This window comes from Sporofaciens sp. JLR.KK001, assembly GCF_036941055.1.
Lineage (GTDB): Bacteria > Bacillota > Clostridia > Lachnospirales > Lachnospiraceae > Sporofaciens.
On the sequence record NZ_JAYMNO010000001.1, the window covers coordinates 3895242 to 3919400 of the forward strand.

35 protein-coding genes and 1 tRNA gene are annotated in these 24159 nt (G+C 44.4%); 6 read left to right on the top strand and 30 right to left on the bottom strand.

Annotated features, from left to right (window positions below; translation table 11 throughout):
* Positions 1–27: 27 nt before the first annotated feature.
* Together VSQ62_RS19720 and VSQ62_RS19725 are read right to left on the bottom strand one after the other, a co-directional pair.
* A complete protein-coding gene (locus tag VSQ62_RS19720) occupies positions 28–213 on the bottom strand; it encodes a hypothetical protein (RefSeq protein WP_334636488.1) in 186 nt (61 codons plus the stop codon).
* Positions 203–1360: a minor capsid protein gene (locus tag VSQ62_RS19725; RefSeq protein WP_334636489.1), complete on the bottom strand. Its 1158-nt coding sequence runs from the start codon at positions 1358–1360 to the stop codon at positions 203–205. Before VSQ62_RS19725 ends, VSQ62_RS19720 begins: the two co-directional genes overlap by 11 nt.
* Before the next feature lie 162 nt (positions 1361–1522).
* Here VSQ62_RS19725 and VSQ62_RS19730 point away from each other — a divergent pair, with 162 nt between their 5' ends.
* Both VSQ62_RS19730 and VSQ62_RS19735 read left to right on the top strand, forming a co-directional pair.
* Positions 1523–1903, top strand: coding sequence for a hypothetical protein (locus tag VSQ62_RS19730; protein ID WP_120397166.1), 381 nt, complete (start codon positions 1523–1525; stop codon positions 1901–1903).
* Positions 1896–3458: an IS66 family transposase gene (locus VSQ62_RS19735; RefSeq protein ID WP_120397167.1), complete on the top strand. Its 1563-nt coding sequence runs from the start codon at positions 1896–1898 to the stop codon at positions 3456–3458. Before VSQ62_RS19730 ends, VSQ62_RS19735 begins: the two co-directional genes overlap by 8 nt.
* A 5-nt stretch (positions 3459–3463) precedes the next feature.
* Here the strand turns inward: VSQ62_RS19735 and VSQ62_RS19740 are convergent, their stop codons facing one another.
* The 28 genes from VSQ62_RS19740 to VSQ62_RS19875 all read right to left on the bottom strand — a co-directional run bounded on the left by VSQ62_RS19740 (position 3464) and on the right by VSQ62_RS19875 (position 22532).
* Complete coding sequence (locus VSQ62_RS19740) at positions 3464–3919, bottom strand: hypothetical protein (protein ID WP_334636490.1); 456 nt, start codon at positions 3917–3919, stop codon at positions 3464–3466.
* Positions 3867–5420 (bottom strand): phage portal protein, encoded by a 1554-nt coding sequence (locus tag VSQ62_RS19745; RefSeq protein ID WP_334636491.1) that lies wholly within the window; start codon positions 5418–5420, stop codon positions 3867–3869. The genes VSQ62_RS19740 and VSQ62_RS19745 overlap by 53 nt, the downstream gene beginning before the upstream one ends.
* A 1-nt stretch (position 5421) precedes the next feature.
* Complete coding sequence (locus tag VSQ62_RS19750; RefSeq protein WP_334636492.1) at positions 5422–6681, bottom strand: PBSX family phage terminase large subunit; 1260 nt, start codon at positions 6679–6681, stop codon at positions 5422–5424.
* Complete coding sequence (locus VSQ62_RS19755; protein WP_334636493.1) at positions 6659–7513, bottom strand: terminase small subunit; 855 nt, start codon at positions 7511–7513, stop codon at positions 6659–6661. Before VSQ62_RS19755 ends, VSQ62_RS19750 begins: the two co-directional genes overlap by 23 nt.
* 32 nt (positions 7514–7545) lie before the next feature.
* Positions 7546–7618, bottom strand: a tRNA-Met gene (locus VSQ62_RS19760).
* Positions 7619–7663: 45 nt separating this feature from the next.
* The gene (locus VSQ62_RS19765) at positions 7664–7990 is read right to left on the bottom strand and encodes a hypothetical protein (RefSeq protein WP_334636494.1); all 327 of its coding nucleotides are present in this window, start codon (positions 7988–7990) and stop codon (positions 7664–7666) included.
* A gap of 2 nt (positions 7991–7992) precedes the next feature.
* Positions 7993–8445, bottom strand: coding sequence for a Panacea domain-containing protein (locus VSQ62_RS19770; RefSeq protein WP_334636496.1), 453 nt, complete (start codon positions 8443–8445; stop codon positions 7993–7995).
* Positions 8446–8688: 243 nt separating this feature from the next.
* Positions 8689–9111 carry an RNA polymerase subunit sigma-70 gene (locus VSQ62_RS19775; RefSeq protein ID WP_334636497.1) on the bottom strand — a complete coding sequence of 141 codons (423 nt, stop codon included), beginning with the start codon at positions 9109–9111 and terminating at the stop codon, positions 8689–8691.
* Positions 9089–9295 carry a hypothetical protein gene (locus tag VSQ62_RS19780; protein WP_334636498.1) on the bottom strand — a complete coding sequence of 69 codons (207 nt, stop codon included), beginning with the start codon at positions 9293–9295 and terminating at the stop codon, positions 9089–9091. Before VSQ62_RS19780 ends, VSQ62_RS19775 begins: the two co-directional genes overlap by 23 nt.
* Positions 9292–9621 (bottom strand): hypothetical protein, encoded by a 330-nt coding sequence (locus VSQ62_RS19785; protein ID WP_334636499.1) that lies wholly within the window; start codon positions 9619–9621, stop codon positions 9292–9294. The genes VSQ62_RS19780 and VSQ62_RS19785 overlap by 4 nt, the downstream gene beginning before the upstream one ends.
* A 316-nt stretch (positions 9622–9937) precedes the next feature.
* Positions 9938–11062: a phosphoadenosine phosphosulfate reductase domain-containing protein gene (locus VSQ62_RS19790; RefSeq protein WP_334636500.1), complete on the bottom strand. Its 1125-nt coding sequence runs from the start codon at positions 11060–11062 to the stop codon at positions 9938–9940.
* Between the two features lie 285 nt (positions 11063–11347).
* On the bottom strand, positions 11348–11545 hold the full coding sequence (locus tag VSQ62_RS19795; protein WP_334636501.1) for a hypothetical protein: 198 nt from the start codon (positions 11543–11545) through the stop codon (positions 11348–11350).
* A gap of 23 nt (positions 11546–11568) precedes the next feature.
* Positions 11569–12408 carry a DNA adenine methylase gene (locus VSQ62_RS19800; protein WP_334636502.1) on the bottom strand — a complete coding sequence of 280 codons (840 nt, stop codon included), beginning with the start codon at positions 12406–12408 and terminating at the stop codon, positions 11569–11571.
* Between the two features lie 2 nt (positions 12409–12410).
* Positions 12411–12635 carry a hypothetical protein gene (locus VSQ62_RS19805; protein WP_334634655.1) on the bottom strand — a complete coding sequence of 75 codons (225 nt, stop codon included), beginning with the start codon at positions 12633–12635 and terminating at the stop codon, positions 12411–12413.
* A gap of 19 nt (positions 12636–12654) precedes the next feature.
* Positions 12655–12849 carry a hypothetical protein gene (locus tag VSQ62_RS19810; RefSeq protein ID WP_334636503.1) on the bottom strand — a complete coding sequence of 65 codons (195 nt, stop codon included), beginning with the start codon at positions 12847–12849 and terminating at the stop codon, positions 12655–12657.
* 8 nt (positions 12850–12857) lie between these two features.
* Positions 12858–13085, bottom strand: a complete 228-nt coding sequence (locus VSQ62_RS19815; RefSeq protein WP_334636504.1) for a hypothetical protein — start codon at positions 13083–13085, stop codon at positions 12858–12860.
* Positions 13082–13480: a RusA family crossover junction endodeoxyribonuclease gene (locus VSQ62_RS19820; protein WP_334636505.1), complete on the bottom strand. Its 399-nt coding sequence runs from the start codon at positions 13478–13480 to the stop codon at positions 13082–13084. The genes VSQ62_RS19815 and VSQ62_RS19820 overlap by 4 nt, the downstream gene beginning before the upstream one ends.
* A gap of 295 nt (positions 13481–13775) precedes the next feature.
* Entirely contained in the window at positions 13776–15980 is a 2205-nt protein-coding gene (locus tag VSQ62_RS19825; RefSeq protein WP_334636507.1) for an AAA family ATPase, read from the bottom strand.
* A 2-nt stretch (positions 15981–15982) separates the two neighbouring features.
* Positions 15983–17563: a DEAD/DEAH box helicase gene (locus VSQ62_RS19830; RefSeq protein ID WP_334636508.1), complete on the bottom strand. Its 1581-nt coding sequence runs from the start codon at positions 17561–17563 to the stop codon at positions 15983–15985.
* Complete coding sequence (locus VSQ62_RS19835; protein WP_334636510.1) at positions 17563–18006, bottom strand: hypothetical protein; 444 nt, start codon at positions 18004–18006, stop codon at positions 17563–17565. Before VSQ62_RS19835 ends, VSQ62_RS19830 begins: the two co-directional genes overlap by 1 nt.
* An 11-nt stretch (positions 18007–18017) precedes the next feature.
* Entirely contained in the window at positions 18018–19187 is a 1170-nt protein-coding gene (locus VSQ62_RS19840; RefSeq protein WP_334636512.1) for an ATP-binding protein, read from the bottom strand.
* Positions 19187–20518 (bottom strand): AAA family ATPase, encoded by a 1332-nt coding sequence (locus tag VSQ62_RS19845; RefSeq protein ID WP_334636513.1) that lies wholly within the window; start codon positions 20516–20518, stop codon positions 19187–19189. The genes VSQ62_RS19840 and VSQ62_RS19845 overlap by 1 nt, the downstream gene beginning before the upstream one ends.
* Before the next feature lie 29 nt (positions 20519–20547).
* Positions 20548–20874, bottom strand: coding sequence for a sporulation initiation factor Spo0A C-terminal domain-containing protein (locus tag VSQ62_RS19850; protein ID WP_334636514.1), 327 nt, complete (start codon positions 20872–20874; stop codon positions 20548–20550).
* Positions 20875–20927: 53 nt separating this feature from the next.
* Positions 20928–21206 (bottom strand): hypothetical protein, encoded by a 279-nt coding sequence (locus VSQ62_RS19855; protein ID WP_334636516.1) that lies wholly within the window; start codon positions 21204–21206, stop codon positions 20928–20930.
* Entirely contained in the window at positions 21203–21424 is a 222-nt protein-coding gene (locus VSQ62_RS19860; protein WP_334636517.1) for a hypothetical protein, read from the bottom strand. The genes VSQ62_RS19855 and VSQ62_RS19860 overlap by 4 nt, the downstream gene beginning before the upstream one ends.
* A 102-nt stretch (positions 21425–21526) precedes the next feature.
* A complete protein-coding gene (locus tag VSQ62_RS19865; protein WP_334636519.1) occupies positions 21527–21724 on the bottom strand; it encodes a hypothetical protein in 198 nt (65 codons plus the stop codon).
* Between the two features lie 15 nt (positions 21725–21739).
* On the bottom strand, positions 21740–22315 hold the full coding sequence (locus VSQ62_RS19870; protein WP_334636520.1) for an antA/AntB antirepressor family protein: 576 nt from the start codon (positions 22313–22315) through the stop codon (positions 21740–21742).
* Position 22316: 1 nt separating this feature from the next.
* Positions 22317–22532 (bottom strand): hypothetical protein, encoded by a 216-nt coding sequence (locus tag VSQ62_RS19875; RefSeq protein WP_334636522.1) that lies wholly within the window; start codon positions 22530–22532, stop codon positions 22317–22319.
* 150 nt (positions 22533–22682) lie between these two features.
* Here VSQ62_RS19875 and VSQ62_RS19880 point away from each other — a divergent pair, with 150 nt between their 5' ends.
* Genes VSQ62_RS19880 through VSQ62_RS19895 form a run of 4 tightly spaced genes read left to right on the top strand, consistent with a single transcriptional unit; the run spans position 22683 to position 24148 of the window.
* Positions 22683–23177, top strand: coding sequence for a helix-turn-helix domain-containing protein (locus VSQ62_RS19880; RefSeq protein ID WP_334636524.1), 495 nt, complete (start codon positions 22683–22685; stop codon positions 23175–23177).
* The gene (locus tag VSQ62_RS19885) at positions 23174–23638 is read left to right on the top strand and encodes an ImmA/IrrE family metallo-endopeptidase (protein WP_334637727.1); all 465 of its coding nucleotides are present in this window, start codon (positions 23174–23176) and stop codon (positions 23636–23638) included. The genes VSQ62_RS19880 and VSQ62_RS19885 overlap by 4 nt, the downstream gene beginning before the upstream one ends.
* 41 nt (positions 23639–23679) lie before the next feature.
* A complete protein-coding gene (locus tag VSQ62_RS19890; protein ID WP_334636525.1) occupies positions 23680–23928 on the top strand; it encodes a type II toxin-antitoxin system HicA family toxin in 249 nt (82 codons plus the stop codon).
* A 10-nt stretch (positions 23929–23938) separates the two neighbouring features.
* Positions 23939–24148 carry a type II toxin-antitoxin system HicB family antitoxin gene (locus VSQ62_RS19895; protein WP_334636526.1) on the top strand — a complete coding sequence of 70 codons (210 nt, stop codon included), beginning with the start codon at positions 23939–23941 and terminating at the stop codon, positions 24146–24148.
* Positions 24149–24159: the final 11 nt, after the last annotated feature.

The following is a 24159-nucleotide window of genomic DNA, read 5'->3' on the forward strand; positions in this document are numbered from 1 at the left end:
AAAACCACCTGCCGTAATGACTGGTGGTTAATCCATAAATTCAATTATTTGCCCTAACAAATCCCCTGCACCACTATCTATAAAATCCTGTTTTTCTTTGTCTGATGCCTTTTTGAACTCTTCCTCTAATCTTTTGTTCAGCAATAACCACTCATCATCTGAATGTTCTCCAAATAGAATGAGATCTTCAAGTTCTTTTAACTCACTTTTCACTGCCTCTCCTCATCTTTCTTACCAATTTCTTTAATGCCAAAGCTTTCAGAGAACCATATTCATCAGCCAAATCCAAAAGCCATTGTTCCCTCTTATCCATATCTACATTAAATAAATCTACTGCAAAGTCATAGTCTGAATCATACTTCCCCAGCAATTCGTTATACTTTCTTAATGGATCCACATACTTTGCATACGTTGCTCGATATGCAACACCTTCCTTTTTGCAAATTTCTTCAGCAAGTAATTCGCACGCTCCCTCCTCAAATCCTAAATCTTTTTTTGACTTCTTTGACATCCAACTACTGGAACGTGTATGCAAATGCTCATGAAGTATTGTTTTAATACCAGCATCATTTCTCAGCCAAATATCTCCATTTGCTTTCGTTCGCCCGAGTGCTGTTGGCAATTTTCTGTCATCTACTACTGTCGTAATACCGCTCCATTTACTATCTCGCACCCCAAGTGTGTTCAGAAAGTTATTTACTTGCAATGACTGTTCCAGAAGATTATCAGATAAATTGTTCAAGTCAGTAAATACGTCACCTCTGTCTTCTGGTTCTATTATATCACTTTCGCCATGACTTTCCAACCATTTTTCAACCTCTTCCCTGTCCACATACGCTGCCGTACTGCACCGGCAACGCGGATGCATCGGCGGCGCATTCTCCCCGGGCATCATATCCTCTGTTCTAAAATGCTTCCCATCAATCGCCTTGCAGATCTTGCATGCAGTCTCCAGCGCAATAAACTCATACCTGTCATATCCATTCCGTTCAAACGACCTCTTCTGAGCTTCCGTCTGAACCCTTGCAAGCTCCGTCTGCATCAGCCGCTCCGCGTCAGACCTCCGTACTCCAAACAGCTTCACGAGATGCCTGGCCAACACCCTGGGATGCTTCCCCTGAATCAATCCTACCTGCAGAAGCTTAGACAATTCCGCCTTCATCATATCTTGGTACATCCAGATTCGGTCAGAAAAACTAGCATTGTGAAAAGACGCATTCACGATCGCATGTGCCGCCTTCTCATTATTCCCTACCGTATTCCCCAGGATCCCCGCCTGCCTCTCAAACTCATCCAGCGTCCGCTTTGTCAATATCCGGTCGAAATACTTCTGCAACTCATTGTTACCATTCACAGCCATTTTAATTTCTGATGTTTCATGAATTCCCATTGTGGCTTTTTTATTGGCATAATGCACTGTTTTTGGTGGTTTTATTTATTAATAAATATAGCCACTACATATTGACTTTTTGTAGTGGTTGTAATATAATATATATAGCCACTATTGAAAGGAGAAACCGTTATGCCTACTATTGTTAAACACTTCGATAAAAAATCAGGAAAGACCCGGGTTTACGAATCTACTCCCCACTATGACCCTGTTACCAAGCAATCAAGACCGAAGAGGAAATATCTTGGTACCCTCGATCCCGAAACAAAGGAATTGATCCCATCTTCCGGTCGCAGGGGCAGAACAGCATCTTCGAAAAATGTTACCACCACGGAAGAAGATACTGCTTCTGCAAGGAACAGAGATTTTCAAAAAATCATTTCCGAGAAAGAAACAGAAATCGCCTCTTTACAGTCTGAGGTGAAAACCCTAAAAGCTACTATCAGGGCATATGAAAAAGTATGCACTTCCATCTCCAATACTTTAAGAAAGGCCCCTGTGATCTATGATTAAATATACCGGCGATCTGCGCTGTGACTTTGAAAAAGCAACGGCAGAAATCACGAAACTCAAAGACCGCATCGTGGGATACCAGGAGCAGATAGCTTCACTACGGGCTTCAGTTAAGAGCCTTAAGCAGTCCAACGATTTCCATAAAAAGAATTATCAGGAATCCCTCGCTGAAAAAGATGCCATTATCAAGGAACTGCAGAACCGTCTTGCCCATGCGGAGGCTCTCCTTAACCATGATGGCAGCAATACCGGTACCCCAACATCGCAGACACCGATAAATAAAAACAAGGTTATCCCAAACTCCCGCCGCAGTTCAGGCAGGAAGAAAGGCGGACAGCCTGGACATCCCAAAGCAGCCCTTGAAGCGCCGGAGGAATCTGAGATCACAGATACCGTTGGGCACCCATTACAGGACGATGAATGCTGTCCAAAATGCGGGCTTACAGACTGCGCCCCAACCGGCGAGTCCGAAGTTAAATTTGAATACGATGTACGCATTAAAGTCGTTAAGATCAAACACGAATTCTTTTATTACGAATGCAGCAACTGCGGCACTGTATTCCGGTCACAGATACCCCCAAACCTCAAGGAGAAGGTTCAGTATGGCAGCGGATTGCAGGCTTTTGCTTTATCACTCACAAATACCGTCAATGCCGCTATGAACAAAGCATCCATGTTTCTTGCCGGAATCACCGGCGGTGAATTAATGCCCTGTGAGGGATACATTGCGAAACTCCAGGCCCGTGCCGCAAATGGGCTCCGCCAGTTTCGCCAGGATCTGAAGCTTGTCCTGATCACAAGAAAGATCGTTTACTGGGACGACACGGTCATCTTCATTCTTGCGCAAAGAGCATGTTTCCGATTTTATGGAGACGAGTCTATTGCCTACTATACAGCGCATGCACACAAAGACATGGAAAGCCTTGATGACGACAATGTACTGAATCTCCTGACATCGGATACCAAAACCATGCACGACCATAACACCGTAAACTACAATGAAAAGTACAGCTTTGAGAATATCGAGTGTAATCAGCATCTTCAGCGTGACTGCCAGAAGAATACGGATGATACCTGCCATCAATGGTCTGATGATCTGAAAAAGCATATCAGCGCAACCATCAAGGATCGCAATGATGCCATAGCCCGGGGCGAGGGTTCTTTCAGCGAAGCCTGCATAAACGAGTTTCATCATAAAATAGATGAATACCTTAAAAACGGATGGAGTGAAAATGAGTCTGATCCAAACAACTACGGGGCATCCTTTGAGCGGACTCTGCTTACCAGAATTGCCCAATACCGCAGAAACTATTTCCTGTGGGTTGAGGATTTCAGTCTGCCGACCACCAATAATCTCAGTGAACGCGGGCTTCGAGGTGTAAAATCCCACATGAAAATATCGGGACAGTTTGAATCAGAGACAGCGGCCGATAACCATGCGCTCAACCGAACATACATCGAAACCTGCCGTCGTAATGGCATCAATGAAATCGAAGCGTTGCAACGATTATGCGAAGGGAATCCTTATACGGTTGCCGAAATCTTCTCGGTCTAATCTTCCTAAAAACACATCAGAACATTGAAAGCGGTGTTGCAGCTCCGCTTTATTTGTCGATCCATCAAACCGACTGTGAATAGTAACAACTCATTAAACCCGTCAACCAGTTCCAACCCGATGTTCGCTTTCAGCATCTCCAGACGGTTGATCTTCATCGTAGCATTATAAAGGCGCATCTCCTCATTCGCCACATCAGAAAAATCCTTTTCCTTCACATACTTGGCAGCCTTGCGCCCATACTCTTCAATATCCAGCTTGGAAACACGCTTCCTAGCCTCCGACAGCGTGATCCCTTCCTTCTTCGCATACTTCACATAGAATCCATTGATCTCCCTCTGGATCTGGTCCATCATATAATCATAGATCTCCCCGATACTCTTTCGGTATTCCGTCTCCTCGGTAATATTATGCTTCAGCTGCTCCCGCTCCCTGTGCTTCCAATATTCCCTGCTGTCCATTCACATCAGCTCCATCCCTTTTCTTTATCAAGCCAAATGCACGACGCATAACAGCGTCATCATCCGAACTCTCCTGCTCCTCCTTCACCCTGTCAATCTCCGTCTGCGCATCCTCCACAAAAGAAGCCAGTTCCAATAACGTTTCCTGGCTGAACTGCGCACCGGCATCCGCCAGCGCCTTCAACTCCTCCAGAACAGCCTTCGGCAGATTCGGCGTAAATGTGATCGTAAAGTCTCCCAGATCCACATTATCCGCTTCATTGACATAATTCTTGATATTCAGAAGAAGACGATACCTTCGCATCAATCCCTTCTTAAATCCTCTCTGACTGGTCTTAGCCAATTGCTGAAATCCAAACAGCTTATACTTCATGGCCTCCCCGGACTGCGTACCGCCAAAAGCCTCATCCGTCAGATCCGGCACAAACGAGATCTTGTGGATATCCTTCTGCAGCCTCTCTTTATACGCCTCCGTTCCAGCCACGTCATACTGCTTATACACATACTTCGCATCCGTCTGAGTCTTACTGCCGTCCGGGTTAATCCCATTCTCCAAAAGAAGCAGGTTCGCCTTCTTCATCTCGATCACATCCCTGACCGAATACCTCCCCATATCCAGATCCCCGGATATCACAAGCGTCGCCTCATTAAAATCCGTCATATAATTCGCCGTATCCGACTGGGCAGCATCATACAGATCGATCAAAGACGCCACATCCTCATATCCCCCCTGCCGGTATCTGTCCGGAGAATACTCCGTTACCGGGACCTCTCCCCAGTAATGCCCTTCCCGTCCCTCTTCTTCCTGTACCATCACACTCAGAGAACACGGTCTGTAAGTAATGATCTCCGTATCGGTATAAACGATCACCCTTGTCCGCTCCTCCATACCCGTCCAATACTTCGGATACCTGACCGCAAAAAGCGGCGTCCTCTCCACATCCAGTCCATAACAGACAAACGTCTCAAACACGTTACTGACAACAGAGCAATCTTCGTCATCCTGGTTCCGGTACTGCAGCTCATACGCCCGTCCATATTTCCGGAAATCCCGCCATAACTCACTGTCCAAAGCTTCAATATCATTCCGCCGGTCATACTCCCTGACAAGCTCATTGATCCGCTCATTGTCACTGGCTTTCTTGATCGGAATCCCAGTATTATACCCCACATCAAAAACATTGATGATCTTGGCAAAATTATGAGCTGCCCTATGATCCGCTTTCCCCTCTTCCGTCCGTCGGCATTCATCATTATAGATCCCGTCATTCCTTGCCTTCATATAATTATCCAGGGCGGCAAGCCGGGGACACTGTATCCGATAATGATCCAGGATCATATTCCTCAGCTTATTCAGATCCCCCAGAATCTCATCCGCACTCTCCGCACGGTAATGGAAATTCGCTTCCGGCCCATGAGCCTGCTGCAGATTCCTGTGCGTATGATACATCCTTCTGTCTGTACCGCTCTCAAATTCACTTACCTTTAAATCCTCAGCCATCCTACAACATCCCCTTCATCTTCTTCGCCTTCTTCATCCGGTTCTCCTGCGTCTCAATCGATCCAACCGTCATATCAGAATGAATACCATACCTGATTGCACAGAGCACATCATCATTCTCCTTCAACGGTTCACCCGTATTCTTCTTCCAGACATATTTATAGATCTCCTCACGAAACCGCGGACACCTCTCATACACAATGAAAAACTTTTTCTTGGTCATCAGAGTCGCTACCTCTTCAATCCCTGACAGCACCCTGTTATTTGCCAGATACGCCCGGATCCCCGCCTTCTGAAATGCGGCAATATGTTCCGTCCGCGCCGGATCACAATAAAAAGGGATATTACCATACCGCCTGATAATATCCTTCGCTATACATATCCACTCTCCAATATACTTATGCTGTGCCGCATGCTCCTCTATGACATAATAAGCATCCCCCTTCACGCCAATGACCACAACGCCTCCAAAATGCTCCCAGCCCCAATCGACACCAGCCAGATACCGGTCAAAGATCATTCCCTTCGCCTGTTCCGGTGAGATCACATGCACACTCTTATCAAAATCCGGATACACCACCCCGGCACCAGACACCCACAATCCCCTGATGCCCCGGTCATAGAACATTCCCTTCGGTGTTGTCTCCTTAATATCTCTGATATAACGTTCATCCAGAAATGTATTATCCTCCAACTGGAAATGGAAGCTCAAGAGCCCGCCCGCCTCAGACTCAATATAATCCTTCAACAGCCAGTGTTCCGGATGATCCGGATTCGTATCCGCGATAATCCGTGCACCCGGACCGCTGCACCTTGCCTTGATCTCATCAAATACTTCCTGATTCGCCAACGAAGCCTCATTAATGTATGCTCCAAAAGACGTCATACCACGGATCCGCCCCAGTCCACTGATGGAGCCATGACTGGTCTGTACCACTTTAACGCCAAACAGGGTAAAGTTATTATACTTGTCGAACCGGAATTCAAAACCATATTTATTCGACAGCTCCGTAAGGATATTGTCCTGTATATTCCCCAGAGAGTACCCTGCAAGGATATACTGCGGCGTATCGATCCCCAGTTTATTTGCGATCCCCCTTACCCGGATCAGTTCCTGAAGAAACAGGTCATTATCCACCTGGGTCTTACCACTTCTCTTCGCACCATGATTAATTAGCATAAACCAATCTGAAGCTCTGCAAGCTTTCAGCACTTCTATCTGCTTTGAAGAATACGCTTTACTCAGATCCGGCTTCATCATCCAATACTCCTCCAATCATTTCAAACAGCTTCTTCACCTTATCTTCTGCAGACACCTGACCATTATCCTTTACCTTGGCCCTTAACGCATCGATCTCTGCCTGCTGTTTTTCAGTAGCCAAATCCATATGTTCAGCAATCCATTCCATCGCCTTAAGTTTATCCAGAAGTTTGACCTTTACCCCATCTCTCCCCTTTGATATCTCAGAGACCAGGATACCGTCTACATCTGAATCATTCTTGATATTTACATTAGAGACTTTTACGGTACGTACATTCCCATTCTTATCTTCAACCTCAATCTCTTCATTGCCAAACTCCACATAATCCTTAATGTCTGCCCTTGCTATGTCAAGATACCACTGGAATACGTCTGCCTCATCCAGCATCTCACGATTGAGACGGTTCTGTTTTAGGCGTAGGATTTCATCTTTTACACCATCATTTTCCAACATCCTGTAACCGATTGCAGCCGCCGTACTATAATCTACTCCATACGCTTTCTGATATGCCTTTGTAGCATTAAAACAACGAACATAATGCAGGCAGAAAAGCCTCTGTTTATCGGTTAAATCTTCATTCTTTATCACCTGTTCAACTGCTTGCTTTGCCTCGTTGTGATTACTCGGCTGCCCGCCCCTTTTTCGTTTGGTAACGTTACCTTTCGACTGATTAGTAACGTTACCATTCCATTGATCTAAATTCTTCCACTTCCTGATCTGGTTCTCTGATACTCCGAGATCAGAAGCGATGTCTTTTAACTTCTTCTTTCCGCCCGAATCAAGCCATATCCTATATGCCTCATCTCGCTTAGGGCTTCTGGCTCTTGGCATACCACCACCTCTCAATTCTCTGTAGTTATGAATGGATCCTGCTGGGGTCGAACCAGTAACTTTCCGGTTATGGGCCGGATGCTCTGCCTGCTGAGTTAAGGATACTGGTTTTGCACATAGAAAAAGACATTCTATAAAGAATGCCTTTGACTAATCACCATTTTCTTTTCGAGCAAACAAATACCCACTCAAAGTAAATAGCAATGTTTTTATAATTTCTATAATCGAATTTGTTGCATCACTTGTTTTTCCAAATGCAATTGTAACTATTGTATCTATTATATAAATAATTCCTAGAAAAACCAAACATCCAACAATTAACTTAAAAGCAGAAAAGTATCTCTTTTCTTTTCGATCTTTATCTTTTTCTTCTAATTTTTTTACTTCTAAATTAATATCAACAGAAGGCGCTGTATCCAATGGTTCATCTACTTCTTCTACTGGTTTCCCAAACAAAAAATCCTCATCTGTAACCATTATTAGACAAATGCCTCCTCCGCTTTAATATCTGCATCTGACAAATATACATCATTTCTTTTTGCAGCCTTATACCAAGCTGATCCTTCTCTATGTGTCATTGCAGACAATGGTATTCCATCGTAAGATTTGTATTTTCCCCATATTGTATCTAACGCTTTTTTAAAGGACGATGACGTTTTTTCATTTACTATAAGAATCGAACCATCAGCCTCTTCACAATATGTTTTAATTGCATTCCCCTTATAATCTTTAAATTCATCATAGATACTTCTTATTACTGGACCATATTTCCATACCTCAAAATTTTCTGAAAATAATATTCTATCTGTATCTTGATAATATTTTTTGTATACCAGATAGGTGAGTTTTTGCAATTTCATCGGAGTTATATCAATACCATCTGAAAAACCCCTCTCTAGAATATTGTTAGCAACATTCAATGCAGATACCATAGCTTCACCTCCCATATACACCCTTGTTGTTTTACTTATAATATCATACAATCATAAAAATGTCAATCCAAAACAAGAACATTTGTTCTTATTATCAATCTAAAAATTTCGACAAAAAAGAACGCCCCGCCGAAGCAAAGCGCCCTTTCTATGTGTGGGAGGAATCAGATAGCAATCATCCACTGATCTCAGTATATACTATAACATTTTGAAAACGAACAATGTGAACAAAACGAGCAAACTTTATAAATCTCTCATAAAACGTTCAAATTCCATTCTTACGCTGTCCCCTGTAGCCTTCCGTCCGATCTTCGCCGCCGTCTGCTCCCACGTCATCTCTTCAAAGACTTTATACCGGATAATCCGCTGCATCCTGACCGGGATCGTCAGCATCCACTCTTCCACCTGCCTTTTGATCTCCTCTGCGTGCTCCCTCCGCTGCTCCAGAAGCTTCTCTTCCAGGCGGAGATTCCCGTCATCCTGATAAGTGAAGGTTGTGCCCTGGACTTTGAAATGCTGCTCCTGATAAGGAAACCTCGGGTTACTCCCCTTCACATTGGTCTGGATTACGGTCTTCCGTTTCTTCTTCAGACGCCGGATATCCTTCTCCGTCTCCTTAATCAGCTCGCAGGCATCTATGTAATCATTCAGAATCTTCTTGTCCAATCCCAATCTCCCCTTTTATATCGTACTCGTTCTTAGCCATATAGCCAATCACATCACACCGCTCATAAGCTTTCCGGACGAAGGCCTTCACCGCTTTAGCGTCCGGCTTCGTTCCTGCCATTTCCGCCAGACGGTGCCTGTGTTCCTGGCTGAGAGTATGACGGTCCTTATGCTGCTTCCTCACGCTGTCACTCCCCGCTTTACAATCTCCAGTGCACCAAGTGCACCGCAATTCTCACAGTCGATATCATCTGCATTAATATATCTGCAGTGATTTTGGTAACAGATATCACTGTGGGCATACTCTTCCAATTCCTTAATGACCTTATCTGAGTCATATGCGGCAGGTACTTGCATAATATAATTCTTGAAAGCACCTATCGCAGAAATCATACCGTCACATACATCTGCCGAAACAAATCCTTTTTTATTCTTTTCCGTGATGATATTCGTCTCCTGCTCTCTTAAGTAATCCATTACAAGACTTCTACTAATCAGATCATTACTCATCTTCCCTGTCTCCTTCCTGATTCGTCGTTTTGCACACATCCCTGTCCCAGGTCTCCAGGATCTCCTTGATTACCTGGGTGCAGTATTCCTTATTCTCTCCCTTGCCCATCTGAATCACCCGTCTTTTCCCTTTCAGAAGCTGTGTCTTTGCGCAGCTCTCAGCTTATCCCTATATGCATTCAGCCTGCTCCCCTGCTGCTCCTTTACTGTCTTCTCCACTTCAATGTTCATCTTCTCTACTTTCATAATGTTTTCCTTTCTTTATGCAAACCTTAATTGTTTCCCGCTGTTCTCTATCCTCTCAGCCTTCTCTTTCTCATGGCATTACCTCCGGGAAATCCTCAAAAGACATTTGTCCTTCTACATTCCTCTTTCTTTCTCGCTCAGCCATAAAACGATCAGCCTTATACCTGTTATATTTCGCACGATATTCATAACTTTTTCCAAATATGTTCCATGCAGCTTTTACAAGGTTCGGTTCATGCGGACGTATCATTTCCAGATCCTCTACCGCCTTATATGATATCGGGCAACCACAGCACCCAGTCCTTGTAAGTCCGTATACTTCATAAGCGTCAGAATACCTGATCCCGTAGTATTCTTTATACCAAGCCTTGTCTGCGTCCGATACATAATACAGTGGGCGCAAGCGGTATTGTCCTTCGCTTGTTTCTGTGAAGCATAGCGCTGTGTTGTCCTTACGCGGCACAGACCTCATGCCTCCCTCATCTCTGCGTTCTCCAGTAATGATCATATCAAAGTCTTTTTGTACATCGTGCGCGACCTGCTTTTTGCAATAATCGCAGCATTTCGCACTGATCTGAAAATCCGGCGGATACTCATCAATAAAATCACGCATGTACTTGGAACTGTTGATCACGAGTTGAATCTTGGGTCTCGGCTCTCCTTCGGAATTACAACAGCATAAGAAATTGATCACGCTTTCACACTTCGGATATCGCTCTTTTAACTCCTGCCTCTTTGCCGCTTTGTCCTTCGCCTCTTCGTACTCCTTTGAAATGGATAACGGAATCCCTTTCTTCTGCCACTCCTCTAATCCTGCAGACATAATCTTTGAAACAAATGGTATCCCGTATTTTCTGGATGCTGTCACAATACCTGTCTTTGGCCGATGTGCTTCAATTTTTACCCCGTATTTCTTTGCTATCTCTTTTACATGGTTCTTTGTAGCCCTCATCTCCAAACCTGTGTTGAAAAACGCATATTCGACAGACGGAAGGCTAAATATCATCCTGACTCTTTCAATGAGATCAATTAAGATATCGCTGTCAGATCCACCGGAATATGAACATATTGCCTTCGGATGTTCCCGCAGACGTTTAGCAATAATACTTTCAATTGCCTGGAATTTTGCCGGTGCATCAAAATCTGCATAATCAGGTCTTTCCGTATAAACTTTACTTTTATAAGTTTCTTTCATTTTTCCAAAGAAGCCCGTGTACACGTCACCCCGGCCGGAGGCTGGCTCCTTTCTATGTCTCTAGTCTTCTGGATCTGCTACTCTAACCCTCCATTTAACTGCGCGGTCTATCTGGATTAAACCGACAATTTCTTGCTACAGATTTACAAAAATTATTGTATAAACCACAGTATTTATATCTTTTCCCGCTCATATCTCCAGATATAGTTGACTTATGCATATACTCACATTTATCACATAATCCTTTCATTATCTACTTTCCTCCACTAACTTTTAGAACCCGTTTTAATGTACTCTACTGTTAAACACTGTGATTGCTATTGCCGCATTAAGTGCCGCCAGACACCCTTTGCACATCATAAGAGTTGTCCATCCCTGACCCGTTGTAGATACTTTTATCTCCCATATCTGAGTATCTGCTTCCTGCTGCTTTCCGCAGTCATTACAGACACCGTGCCGTTTACATTCTTGAATCTTTATCAAATCTACCTCCACTAACTTTCAGTTTAATCCAACCTCAACTCCATCTGTCCAGATTCATAATTCATCCAAACAACCTCTGTTCTTTTACTCCCCATCTCCGCATGGGACCTGAATTCTTTCCTTCTCCATCCAGCAAGCATATCGTCATACATCTCTGATGCATACCCCGAGATCATGATCTTTGCTTTGCTGATGAGCGCTTTCTGAAGCATCTCCTCATGTTCATCGTCCGACATTTCATGCTTATACTGCTTCTGTTTCCCGCATCTGGTCCCCAGAAGATACGGCGGATCCAGATACATAAACACATTTTCATAATCATATCTTACGATCAGCTCCAACGCCGGGGAACATTCGATCTGCACCCTTCGCAGCCGCTCCGCGATCTCGATCACCCATTCCGGCAGACGGTACCAGTTCCACAGCGCATACATCCGCTCCCGTCCCTGCACGTCATTCTTCCAACCGACCTTATAGCCATTCGATCGAAATCCATGCCCCTGCCAGCACCGGACAAGGAACTGACAAGCCTTGAGAAATCTATTTCCTTCCGACAACACTTCCATAATCGGATCACTCTTAAACGCATCATCATACATCTGCCGGCTGTACGGCGTTGTCATAATCAACCGCGCCAGCTTTTCCGAATCCTCCCTGATGCACTGGAAGAGGTTCACCACATCCCAGTCCAGGTCATTGATCGTCTCTATGTCTGATGGCGCTTTCCTGAAGAATACTGCACCACTTCCAAGGTATGGCTCCAAGTATGTATGATGCGGTGGAATCAGTTCTACAAGCTTATCCACGATCCTCCACTTACTCCCCGGATATTTCAAAACACAATTCAGTTTACACTTCTCCATTTTCACTTCAACGCCTCAAACAATTTTGCCAGCTCACACTCTCCGCAGATTCGATCCAGCATCCCTTGCGTTAACGCTGATGCCCGATATTGGCAATACTCATCACACATTTTCTCCATTGTTTCTTCCAGATGATCCTCCATCACCGCCAGCCTTTTCATCGCCTCTGGCAAAAGCTCCTTATCCCTGATCACCGGAACACCGGCATGATATTCCGTATATCTCACTATAATCCCTCACCTTCCTTCACACCTTCCCCGGCATAAACCAATCCAGCTTCCGCCGCTTCACATATCCCCAGAATGCACTATACGTGCTGTACACCCGAAAATACTTCTCCACATAATCATACGTTGCTTTTATAGACATACCAGAAAATAAAAGCTCCTGGATCCGTGGGTAATAAGGGTCAAACGCTCTCCTACCCGTTCTCCTATCCATCACTCCCGCTACCCTTTTGCCCGATTATCATAAAACTTCGCTGTTCTCTCAATCTCTCCAACTACTGCTGTAATTACATCTTTTGCAAGCGGCATCCGATACTTTTCATATACGCCACTGGCTTTATTCACAAATTCTTCCAACTCCTTTTCGTTCAATTGTCTGGCCGCATATCCCTTATACAGGCTCCATACATCCCGAAACATACGGGATGCTTCCCTGAATCCCATTATCATAACTCTGCCAGCTCCCTGATCAAGATATAAATTCCTGGTGGATCCGCCCAGAATTTCTCTATAATCTCAGATGCCACCAATGCATCATCCTTCCAGAATCCAACTGTTGTCATACAATCCTTCAAAAGTTTCTGGAGATTATCCGTATCTGGCTTCGTGATCCGGTATTCTCCCTGTTGATGCTTTTCCCTCGGGAAACACCACTTTGTTATCAGCTGGACTCCACAATTATACATTTTCTCTGGCTTATGCTTTGCCAGATGCCCGCACAACTTAATCCTTGCCTGGTTTACTTCCGGCGGATCATAGAACACCGGCTTCCCCTTAATGACCGCCACTTTCTTCTCCTGGTGTGTGCAGGTAGGCGGTATCATCGGCATAAAGAACTCAATCATGTTTACTTCACCCCTTTAACGTGCAAAATTCCGTTTAAGAGAAAATCAATTTAAGTCAAGGACCAGGGGAAGGAGTCGTCGTGCGTAAGCTACCGCACGACTACTTTCCCCCTTGACCGTCAGGGAAAGAAACGCTTTTATATATACGTAGTATATATAGTCATTTTCTTCCCTAGGGAAACAGAAAACACGTGATGTTTTTTTCCCTCAAAATTTCCCTCACTTTTTCCCAGAGGGAAAGGAAAATACGTGATGTTTTTTTCCCTCAGATTTTCCCTGTGAGGGAAAGGGAAAATTATGTATTTTTCCTTACATTTCCCTCCTCGATCACGAATCCTCCATGCTCCTTCAGACGATTTCTGACGGTCTTTTCCGTGACCGCCATATACTCTGCTAAGTCTTCAACTGTCACATTCTCATTAATCCCACAAGCCTCATAAGCGGTCTCTATCGCCTGCTTCCGCTCCTTCTTCTTATCCGCAGGCGTCTTTCTCTTCCCGATTGCTTTCTGCCACGGCGCCTTCTCCGCTTCAGGCTGGATATCTTTCAGTACACCTACACGATCGATACAATGTACCGGATAATTAAACCAAACATTGACAGATTCAAACTTCGGAAATTCTCTTAATGTTCCCTCGATTCTCCAAGCTGTCCTTGCCCGTGCCTGCTGCTCTGCCAGCCGAACCTGCTCATTCAGTTCTTCATACTGCTTCTTAAAAAGCTTCTTCTTACAATACGTCATCATCTGCACTTGGCTGCACAAATCATCCTGGGACACATCATCTTCCCATTCCTCATACAAACCATTCAAATAAGCCGCACAGACATCACAGATATATTTATTCGTCTCCTGCTTCAACAACTCATCCGTCACATCCAACTCAATCAGATCCAGAATCGCATCAGGATCCCGGGCAAACACCCCCGATCCCGACGCACGATCCATAGCACGTTTACCTCCCTGACTCCCTTTACTGTGATGATGACAATAGATCACTGCCGCATTAAGCTCTGTACAAACTTTATCAAACTGATTACAGAAATTTGCCATCTGGTCAGCGCTGTTCTCATCTCCCGTGATAACTTTATAGATCGGATCGATAATTACTGCTATGTAGTTCTTTTTTACTGCTCTCCGGATCAGTTTGGGGGCCAGCTTATCCATCGGTACCGCTTTCCCTCTTAAGTTCCAGATATCAATATTGTCCAAATGACCTGGATTTATCCCTAATGCTTCATATACATCACGAAAACGATGGAGACAAGACGCACGGTCAAGTTCCAGATTCACATATAACACCTTTCCCCGGGTACATTCCCATCCCAACCACTTCACACCCTCCGCAATCGCGATGCTCAACTCTATCAATGCAAACGATTTTCCTGCCTTGGATGGCCCTGAAATCAGCATCTTATGCCCCTGTCGCAGAAGATTTCCAATCAGTGGCGCAGACAACTGTGGCAGTTGATCCCATACATCCTCCAGCCGCTCCGGCTCCGGAAGATCATCATTGATGCTCTCAATCCATTCATGCCATTCCTCCCATGACTGCTTCCCGATATTCATATCAACCAGAAACTGCTTTTTCCCATTGCGAGTCACACCTGGCATCCTGGACAACCTGGAAGGATTCCTGTTCTGGTTATCCACTTTCAGGCCATTCTTTTCACACACTTTATACAGATAATCAACACGGCTTCGATATTCCTTGTAATCCGATGCATCTACACGCACAACGGCATGCAAGCTCTTGCCTCCACTATGGACTAGACATGCTACTGGCAACTCCAGTTCTCTGATGATCGCATTCTGTTTCTCAATCTCCATCGTATCTGATTCCACAAGTGCATATTTAAACTCCGTGACATTCTCATTTTTACAGTCCTTGCCATCCAATGGATTAAAACGGATCCATGCCCCTGCTTTCGGATTATAGTCTCCAAGCACTGAACCAATATCATTCCCACACTTACTCAATTGTTGGATCAACTGCCCTGCAGTTCTATCCCAGCAGCCTTTTGACGGCAGGAATCTGCCGTCCCTTTCGTAGGTCCGGGTCACATAGCCAACTCTCTCAGATGCTTCAAACAATATCTCCAGATACTTGATCAACTGCTTTGCGGGATCCCATTTATCAGGCTCATGCACTTCTTTTTCTTCCACCCAGTTCTTGTCTACAACCCTATAATCCTCTGCGCTGATCTCATCATCCCAATCTAACTCATGCCCTCCATGGGCAGGCTTCCATCCACGGTCAAGTGCCATCTGTACGATCGTTCCCGCAGTGACCGGAGATGCATTTCCCTGAAAACTCCGCCATTTCTTCTCACACTCCTGCGCATGGTACCTGCCCATATCCCTGCGGCTCCAGGCATCCCAGACAGACACCGGATATCCTTCATGCTTTAATGCCATTCCAATATTCACCCATTCCTGGTAATCACATCCGGAAGGATCTATATACTCAATGATTTCTGTTAAGTCTGTCTGCCGCTCCATATTTACGCTCCTATATATTCCTGCGGATTGATGTCAGGAGGCACACACCATCCATTCCCCGCAATCCGGTCTATCAGATTTTTCGCAGTCTCAAACTGCCACGTTCCCACATGTTGGAATCCTTTTCCCTCCAGGAAACGAATCTGTTTTGGTGTTGTCAATCCTTCCTGCCGCCGTTTATCCAGACGATCCAATAGCTTGGATGCCTTACCGGCATTATCAATCTGATCCGGAAGGATACCCAACTTCTCAAGAGTACTTTTCTGTTTGTCAGACGGCGGTGCCATCTCCCAGCCAAATGCCGGGACATATCCTGCAAGATCCTCTGCCTGGATGCTCATCTCAAATTGAAGCGGATCCACCAGTTTTTTCTTCCTCCGCTTCATCTCCGCCAGCTGTTTCGCTAGCGCCTCTTCCCTCTGTGCTACAACATCCTCTGCTGCATATTGTTCTGCCTCTTCGATATCTATTGGACATCCAGCCTCTTCCAGATCCTCTGTCATCTTCCGGGCAACATCCTCACTCTCACAGATCAGGTGTGCCGGATGACACAGCTCATGGCGCTCCGTATGCCACAGGAAGTCTAACAGTAATAAATGATCCTTTCCTGGCGCTAACCTGGTTCCCCGTCCTACCATCTGGCAGTAAAGGCTCCTGACCTTTGTCGGTCGGAGAACAACAACACAATCCACAGATGGGCAGTCCCACCCCTCTGTTAGCAGCATAGAGTTGCACAGCACATTGTATCGATCTTCTTCAAAATCTTTCAGGATCTCTGCCCTGTCTTGGCTGTCCCCGTTCACCTCGGCAGCACAGAACCCATTTTCATTCAGGATATCCCTGAACTTCTGGCTTGTCTTTACAAGCGGAAGGAACACGACCGTCTTCCTGTCCCTGCAGTACTCCTTCATCTCTTCCGCAATCATGTGCAGGTACGGATCCAGGGCTGTACCCAGATCCCCTGCTTTAAAGTCACCCGACTGCATCCCAACGCCTGTAAGATCCACTTTAAGCGGGATTGTAACTGCCTTGATCGGTGATAGGTATCCTTCCTTAATGGCTTTTGGCAGCGCATACTCATAAGCCAGGTTTTCAAACACACTGCCCAAATTTCTCAGATCCCCCCTGTCCGGGGTTGCCGTAACACCAAGTACCTTGGCCTCTGAAAAATGCTGCAGCACCTTCTGATAACTGTCAGAGATACAGTGATGTGCTTCATCAATGATAATCGTATCAAAATAATCTTCCGGAAACTGTATCAACCGCTTCTCCCGCATCATGGTCTGTACCGAACCGACCACGACACGGAACCAGCTACCAAGACAGGTTTCTTCTGCCTTCTCCGTTGCACAGCCAAGCCCGGTTGACCGTGCGATCTTATCCGCTGCCTGCTCCAGGAGTTCGCTCCGGTGTGCCAGGATCAATACCCGGTCTCCATTCCTGACACATTCTTCTGTTACTTTAGCAAATACAATCGTCTTTCCGCATCCGGTAGGCAGCACAAGAAGAGTTTTCTTGGTTCCCTTCCCCCAGCTTTCAAAAATGGCTTCTTTCGCTTCTCTCTGATATGGTCTGAGCTCCATTAGAACTCACCTGCCTTAAACTGTTTTTTAGGCTTCGGCAAAAACTTCTTAACATGATTATACTTTTTATTTGGATCATTCTTATCTGGTCGCACCTCAATGGTTGCCCTTCCTGTAGACTGCGGCACCATCTGCCAATTCATTTTTACCCTGCCTTCCTTTTCTTCTGCACCAATTGACAGAAAGAATTCTGCAAGTTTCCACTGCATCTTATCATAGAGCAAAAGACTTTCATTCATAACAGTTGTTCCTTCCTGAGCATCTATACGGATCTTTAATAATGCCCGGTTACATGGCGGTACTTTGTCGCTGCCTTCATATCTGCTTCTTTCAAAGCTTTCCACGGTAAAATCATAATCTCCTGCCGGGAGAAGAGTATACTCACTTCCTTTTTCTACTTCTTCATCCCAGTCAATCTCTTTTCCTCTATCATCTTCACTCATACATCTATTCTCTAATCAAATGGAATCTCCTGTTTACTCCTTATCTCATTGATCACTGCCATTACCTTTGGCCATGCCGCGATCAGGCAACCGTCAATAAATTCATCCGGAAGGTTTTGGAACGGTGTACTGCGGGGAAAGAACCCACGCTGATACACAGCTTCCAGCAATTCCTCTTCCGACACCAGATTAACATACATTAGATCTTGCAGCGCCTTCGGTATATAATCATTCAGACGGAACACCTCGCTACGGGACATATCAGCTTCCGGTTTTGCTCCTTTCTTCTCCGGTTTCTCTTCCTTTTGTCCCTTCTTCCCTTCCTGGAGCTTTTCTCCAGTATTAAAATCTATCTCTTCATCTACATCTGCTTCCAGAAGGCTCATGAAATCCGGTAAGGAATTTTCTGCTTTCTTTTCTTCCCGGCTGGTATGTTCCTTCTTTCTCGTAACTGAGGATTCTATAATATGGCGGATTACCTCGTACTCAAACTCACATTCATCCGGGAGCCCATAGCGGTTCTTTGCGTCCCAGCATGGATGATGAGATGTATACATAATCCGCTTTCCACCCTGGGCCTTATGCTTCTTCCCCTTATCATCCACTGCAACCGAATAAGTCTTATAATTGACGAACAACAACATATCCGCCCATTCTTTCACTAACGGCGCTGTCTGGGAAGAAGTTTTTTTACCTAACTTCAATTCCCATCGGTCATATGCCCCCATCTCATCCGGCTGCTCAAACTTTTTAATATGGGCATGCGCTGTCAGCACTACATTGATCCCCGCTTCCACAAGATCCTCCAGCTTATTCAGAAACCGTCCAAACTCTTCTTTTGTATATACATAGCCGGTTCCATAGCCAAAACTCTCAATGCCATCCTTATGGTGTTTATCACAAATATGCTCCACACAAAGCTGCTCTGCCCAGTCAACCGTATCAATAACCAAAGATCCACATATACCCGGATTATCTTTTACATACTGGATCTCCTGCAATAGATATTCCCAGCTGCTCGGACGCGGCAGCCTTGCCACGTCCATATCCTTCGTGCTTCCTTCCGTATCAATAAATACTGCATTGGGAAACCTGGAAGCAAACGTTGATTTCCCAATACCCTCAGGGCCGTAGCACACAACCTTCTTAGCGCTCTTGACCTTCCCTCTTGTTATCTCCATTAAAATTCACCCACTTTCCATGAAGGCATTTTCTTCATCTCCTGCATATCTTCTTCCAGAATTTCCTGTCCCTTCACATAACCGTCCTCTATGATGATGCTACATTCATCACCTACGCTCACCCTGGTAGCGATCGCCTGCAGCCCTTCCTGATGGAGCCACTGGCCAAATTCATTCAAAGTCTGCATATCCATCTGTTCCAGCTTATCCAGAAGGACGAAACCGCACTTCGGGTTCAGTTTTCGGACAATTGCTGTAGACACCTTCAACCGGTCCGATCCGGACATGTTATCCCACAACTGCCCTCTGTAAACCAGTTCCCCATCCTTCACTGACAATTCCGGAAGCGGCAGATCTGCCGTCTGCAGCAGATCTGTCTTTGCCTTTCGTGTATCTTCAATCTGCCTGGTAAGGGCTGCATACTGATCCTTATACTGTCTTGCATCATCTTCTGCCTTATCCTTGTCCAGATTCGCCCGTACCTTCCGATTGATCTCCTCAATGTCTGCAATATTCGCTTCCAATTCGGCAGTCGATTCATCTTGCAACTGAAGAACTGTTTTCATTGCAATCTCTTCATCAGAAACCGCTTGATCATACTCCAGTTTTAATTTATCCTTACGCACCTGTAGTTCCGCAATCTGGTCATCAATGCGGTTCAGGTCATCAAAAATCCTGTGCTTACCAGCTGTAATCTCATTCAATCGGTCTCTTTTCCTCTGGTTCTCCCCGTTTCTGGCAAGAATCTCCTGCTGTTTCCGGATTAATTCTGACGGAGATACCACTTCTCTTGGTGCATCCGGATAATAAATCTGCTCATCTGCAAACTTCTTTTTCTGGTCTGCAATCTGTCCAATCGCATGCCGATGACTGAAAAGCTCCTTTTCATTCTTCTCCAAATCTGCAAGCTGTTCCCCTACCCCGATGATCCTAAGAAGAGTCTGTGCCTTTTCCTTTCCAGAACTCTCCATAAATCTAGGCAAATCCAACGCCAACTGCTCTACGAATTCATTCAAAAGCTGCTGTCCACTCTTGTTTCCATTCGGATCTGTCACCTTCAGGCTGCTGTTTTTTCCCTTCCTTTCCACCACCAGTCCATTACTCATTACAATACGCAGGTTCGGCGGTATCGCAGACCCCTCACGCATTGCTTGGGATGGGCGATATTTCTCCCCGCCTAATGCCCATGCAATAGAATCCAGAACCGAAGTCTTTCCCTGATTGTTATTACCACCGACAATCGTCAGCCCATCTCTTGATGGCTCTATCTTCACCGCCTTGATCCGCTTGACATTCTCAATCTCTAGCTTATTGATCTTAATACTTTCCATACTGCTCTGTTCCTCCTAAAATTTATTCATCACTTTCCTACCTGTGACAATCTCAAAAAAAACGTTACCAGCAGATTCCCATTCGTTGTTTTCTGTAGTGTCAGATATTTCTCCACTGCTTCCAAATACCCGGATGTCAATACGATCGAAAACGCATGACGAATCGCCCTTTCTACTCTTGATGGCGTATCATCGTGCATTTCAGACAACCTCCCATACAATACTGTCATCCATCCCCAATATCTTGGCATATCCTCGTTTTCCATCAGCTCCATAGCTTCGGCAATATAATGGAAACCTTTTATATCTGCCGGCATTCCCATCTCTATCAGTGCATTCACCGCCTTATTTTTCATTTGACGTTTTCCTCCTTTTCCGCTATAATAGCGGTAGTTACTCATTGGAGCGCTTAAGGTTGCCGCCTTTTACAAGCGCTCTTTTTTGTTATCCTGCGAAAGAACATGCCCCGCTTCTCCAGGTATCTGACAGTACGCCCGAGCACATAGCCTATCGTTACAGTGACTACGCCTGCCAGTACCCATCCCGCATGCCGGTCCGGAGACATCCCCACCATGATGCTTAAGGACATCCATACCGTCCAGAGCATCCCGATCCGGATGAGGTCTTTCGCCCTCCTTCGAAAAACCGGGCACAATCTTTTCCTTCTCTTGTGAGTTTTCAGTTTCACTTACCTGTCACCCTCCTTTCCACCTCTTCAACTGGGATCTTCAGCCATTCCGCTAAAGCTCCCTTATTTATCTCATAAGAATTCTCGGTATTACCCGACTGCTTTGCTGTTACAACACTGCCAAAAGTCCAGATTCCACGCTTAATACGTTCCCTGACCTTCTGCGGACCGCAGCCGATCACCCTGGCAGTCTGCGCCGCATTCAGAATCTCGTACACTCCTGTATCGCCTCCTTTCCTTCCTGTGCCTGCGGTGGAACTCAAAACAAATCAAGTTATGATCTGTGCAAACTTGGAGTGATTTTATGTAATCTTCTTCTATCACTTGGCTCCATCTCCCAACATCAAGCGCATTGCATGATTAACCCCCTCTTTCCACGCATGCTCTTCAATGGCACAAAGGTACTCTTCAAAGCTACTACGCATTGTCTGGTATGCATCCGTAATTTCTTTAGAGCCCTTTGCAAAGTTTTCACAATAATTCTCATATTCCTTATCTAAATCTTTAACAAATTTCATACGTTTCCTCCCCCCTCACTCTAATGTCAGATGCATCTGCTCATACTCTGGAATCTTTACAAAATCATTCGTAAGCTGTATTCCGAATTGTTCTGACACCCTCTTGAAATTCTCTGCAATCTTGTGTGGTGCAAGGTTCTGCCGAACAGCAACTCTATCCATTGCTTTCAGATAACTGGCAATCTCCCCTACTTGGATTTCTGTTGAGGAGATTTGTTCAAATAATTTCTTTGCGCCGTTCTCAATGCCAACAAAGTAATTCCTTGCCGCTTCACCTTTCTTGTTCTTCTGTATCATAGAAAGTTTCTTCGCAAAACTAGCTGTGAGTTTTGCATCCTGTGTAGGACGTCCGCCAAGGGGGTTTTCGTCTTTTGGTACGAAAACCCAATAATCCGTGTTTTCTTCCGCAAAATTATTTTCAATAATGTTCTTCTTAAACCATTTTGCATAATTACTTGCATCCAATTCAAGAAATTCATACAGCTTCTTTGCTGTAGTCATCCCTTGTCCGTCAACACCTAATGCGATCTCAATCGGTGTCTGCTTACTGGTATCTGCCGTACCAAATGTTTCTTTAAAAATATCATTCATACTATTTTCCTTTCTTTTCTGAAAAGTCTTCACATTTAACGTCTAAGAAATTGCAGATTGTAAAAAACTCCCCAACTCTTAAATCTCTATCTCTCGATTCATTTATCAAGCTGTCATATAGCGAAATATAAGGAATTTTCGTATCCCTAGACATTTTAGAAATATTAATTCCCTTATCTTTTACATACCTTGATAAGTTCTTTGTTGGAATATCCATTTTCTCCCTCCATTTCATTAGAATCTTGTGATATTTGTATAATATCATTAGTTTCTTATGGTGTCAATAGTATTTATTAGAATCTTGTGATATTTTATTGACCTCATAAAAATATTGTGATATCATTCTACTATAAGGAGGTGTTGGATAATGTCAGATATTGGAATGATTTTAAAAAAGAGTCGAAATAAAGCAAATATGTCAGTGAAACAAATATCCGACATTTTAACTCAAGAAGGATTTAAAGCATCGGAATCAACTATTTATAGTTGGGAAAACGGAAACAGCCAACCCACCCCGGGAGCACTTCTTATCATGTGTGGAGAATATGGCATAACTGATGTTTTAGCAACTTTTGGCTATGGCGGATATAAGGATGATGGAAGTATTCAACTCAATATAAATGAAATTGACTTAGTGGAGAAATACCGCACCCTCGACCTTCATGGAAAAGATATGGTCAATATGGTACTTAATAAAGAAGCCGAACGTATGACTGAACTGGAATCCTCCCAAGCCACCGTCATAGACATCCAGCCACATTTGGAAGTAAATGCTGCTCACGCTCGTACGGATATAGAACCTACCGACGAAGATCAGGCTCATGACGATGCAATTATGAACGATGATAGTGAATGGGAGTGATTTCATTGACATACGATGAATTATTAGATACGGCTAATAAAAAAGGTCTTATAGTGAAAGAGAAACGCTTAACAAGAAATAACGGTCGAATAAAGGGAAATCGAATTGCCATCCGCAAAGATATGACTATCACGGAAAAAGCCTGTGTCCTGGCAGAAGAGATTGGCCACTATGAAACCACGGTTGGCGATATTCTGGATATGTCCAACCCATGGAACCGAAAACAAGAGCGGCGGGCAAGGTTAAACGGATATAACCGCATGATTGGGCTGATCGGTATAGTCAGAGCCTATGAATCCGGATGCCAAAACCAACATGAAATTGCGGACTACCTGAGTGTAACAGAAGAGTATCTTCTGGAATGTATCGAATGTTACCGGGATAAATACGGGAAAATGAAGAGCGTTGACAATTATATGATATACTTCATTCCTAATCTCGCTGTAATAAAAATTATATAACCGCTTCGGCGTTTATTCCATAGAAAAGGAGTATAATATAGATGTCTACAACCGAAAAATTATATTTTTCAATCATAAACGGATTACAAGACAAAAACATAAAATTCAAAGATTTGCAAAAATTATTAGATATCTTGGGATTCGACTGCCGCATAAGAGGCGATCACTTCATATATTCTTACGATAATTTTCGTGAGAATATAAATATACAGCCTTCTGGCAATATGGCGAAACCTTACCAAGTTAAGCAGGTTAGAAACTTCTTACAAAAATATCAAATCAGATTTTAGGAGGTACCGTATGTACAAATACGAACGAATTATTTATTGGTCTAATGATGACAATTCCTTTATCGTGGAAGTACCTGAACTTCCCGGATGTATGGCAGATGGCAAAACTATTGAAGAAGCAATTGCCAATGCTGAAATCATTATAAAAGAATGGATAGAAGTCACTCTTGAAAGAGGGCTTGAAGTTCCTGAACCTAAAGGACGGTTAATGTACGCCTGATAAAAAGTATA

Excerpts from the sequence above, each read along its gene's own strand:
- VSQ62_RS19835 (WP_334636510.1), bottom strand. The coding sequence starts at position 18,006 with ATGAGTGAAGATGATAGAGGAAAAGAGATTGACTGGGATGAAGAAGTA.
- VSQ62_RS19840 (WP_334636512.1), bottom strand. The coding sequence starts at position 19,187 with ATGGAGATAACAAGAGGGAAGGTCAAGAGCGCTAAGAAGGTTGTGTGC.
- VSQ62_RS19810 (WP_334636503.1), bottom strand. The coding sequence starts at position 12,849 with ATGGATAGGAGAACGGGTAGGAGAGCGTTTGACCCTTATTACCCACGG.
- VSQ62_RS19770 (WP_334636496.1), bottom strand. The coding sequence starts at position 8,445 with ATGGTATCTGCATTGAATGTTGCTAACAATATTCTAGAGAGGGGTTTT.
- VSQ62_RS19875 (WP_334636522.1), bottom strand. The coding sequence starts at position 22,532 with ATGGATATTCCAACAAAGAACTTATCAAGGTATGTAAAAGATAAGGGA.
- VSQ62_RS19765 (WP_334636494.1), bottom strand. The coding sequence starts at position 7,990 with ATGGTTACAGATGAGGATTTTTTGTTTGGGAAACCAGTAGAAGAAGTA.
- VSQ62_RS19725 (WP_334636489.1), bottom strand. The coding sequence starts at position 1,360 with ATGGCTGTGAATGGTAACAATGAGTTGCAGAAGTATTTCGACCGGATA.
- VSQ62_RS19750 (WP_334636492.1), bottom strand. The coding sequence starts at position 6,681 with ATGATGAAGCCGGATCTGAGTAAAGCGTATTCTTCAAAGCAGATAGAA.
- VSQ62_RS19730 (WP_120397166.1), top strand. The coding sequence starts at position 1,523 with ATGCCTACTATTGTTAAACACTTCGATAAAAAATCAGGAAAGACCCGG.
- VSQ62_RS19850 (WP_334636514.1), bottom strand. The coding sequence starts at position 20,874 with ATGAAAAATAAGGCGGTGAATGCACTGATAGAGATGGGAATGCCGGCA.
- VSQ62_RS19785 (WP_334636499.1), bottom strand. The coding sequence starts at position 9,621 with ATGAGTAATGATCTGATTAGTAGAAGTCTTGTAATGGATTACTTAAGA.
- VSQ62_RS19880 (WP_334636524.1), top strand. The coding sequence starts at position 22,683 with ATGTCAGATATTGGAATGATTTTAAAAAAGAGTCGAAATAAAGCAAAT.
- VSQ62_RS19830 (WP_334636508.1), bottom strand. The coding sequence starts at position 17,563 with ATGGAGCTCAGACCATATCAGAGAGAAGCGAAAGAAGCCATTTTTGAA.
- VSQ62_RS19735 (WP_120397167.1), top strand. The coding sequence starts at position 1,896 with ATGATTAAATATACCGGCGATCTGCGCTGTGACTTTGAAAAAGCAACG.
- VSQ62_RS19820 (WP_334636505.1), bottom strand. The coding sequence starts at position 13,480 with ATGATTGAGTTCTTTATGCCGATGATACCGCCTACCTGCACACACCAG.
- VSQ62_RS19870 (WP_334636520.1), bottom strand. The coding sequence starts at position 22,315 with ATGAATGATATTTTTAAAGAAACATTTGGTACGGCAGATACCAGTAAG.
- VSQ62_RS19745 (WP_334636491.1), bottom strand. The coding sequence starts at position 5,420 with ATGGCTGAGGATTTAAAGGTAAGTGAATTTGAGAGCGGTACAGACAGA.
- VSQ62_RS19865 (WP_334636519.1), bottom strand. The coding sequence starts at position 21,724 with ATGAAATTTGTTAAAGATTTAGATAAGGAATATGAGAATTATTGTGAA.
- VSQ62_RS19890 (WP_334636525.1), top strand. The coding sequence starts at position 23,680 with ATGTCTACAACCGAAAAATTATATTTTTCAATCATAAACGGATTACAA.
- VSQ62_RS19755 (WP_334636493.1), bottom strand. The coding sequence starts at position 7,513 with ATGCCAAGAGCCAGAAGCCCTAAGCGAGATGAGGCATATAGGATATGG.
- VSQ62_RS19740 (WP_334636490.1), bottom strand. The coding sequence starts at position 3,919 with ATGGACAGCAGGGAATATTGGAAGCACAGGGAGCGGGAGCAGCTGAAG.
- VSQ62_RS19790 (WP_334636500.1), bottom strand. The coding sequence starts at position 11,062 with ATGAAAGAAACTTATAAAAGTAAAGTTTATACGGAAAGACCTGATTAT.
- VSQ62_RS19845 (WP_334636513.1), bottom strand. The coding sequence starts at position 20,518 with ATGGAAAGTATTAAGATCAATAAGCTAGAGATTGAGAATGTCAAGCGG.
- VSQ62_RS19800 (WP_334636502.1), bottom strand. The coding sequence starts at position 12,408 with ATGGAGAAGTGTAAACTGAATTGTGTTTTGAAATATCCGGGGAGTAAG.
- VSQ62_RS19895 (WP_334636526.1), top strand. The coding sequence starts at position 23,939 with ATGTACAAATACGAACGAATTATTTATTGGTCTAATGATGACAATTCC.
- VSQ62_RS19825 (WP_334636507.1), bottom strand. The coding sequence starts at position 15,980 with ATGGAGCGGCAGACAGACTTAACAGAAATCATTGAGTATATAGATCCT.
- VSQ62_RS19815 (WP_334636504.1), bottom strand. The coding sequence starts at position 13,085 with ATGATAATGGGATTCAGGGAAGCATCCCGTATGTTTCGGGATGTATGG.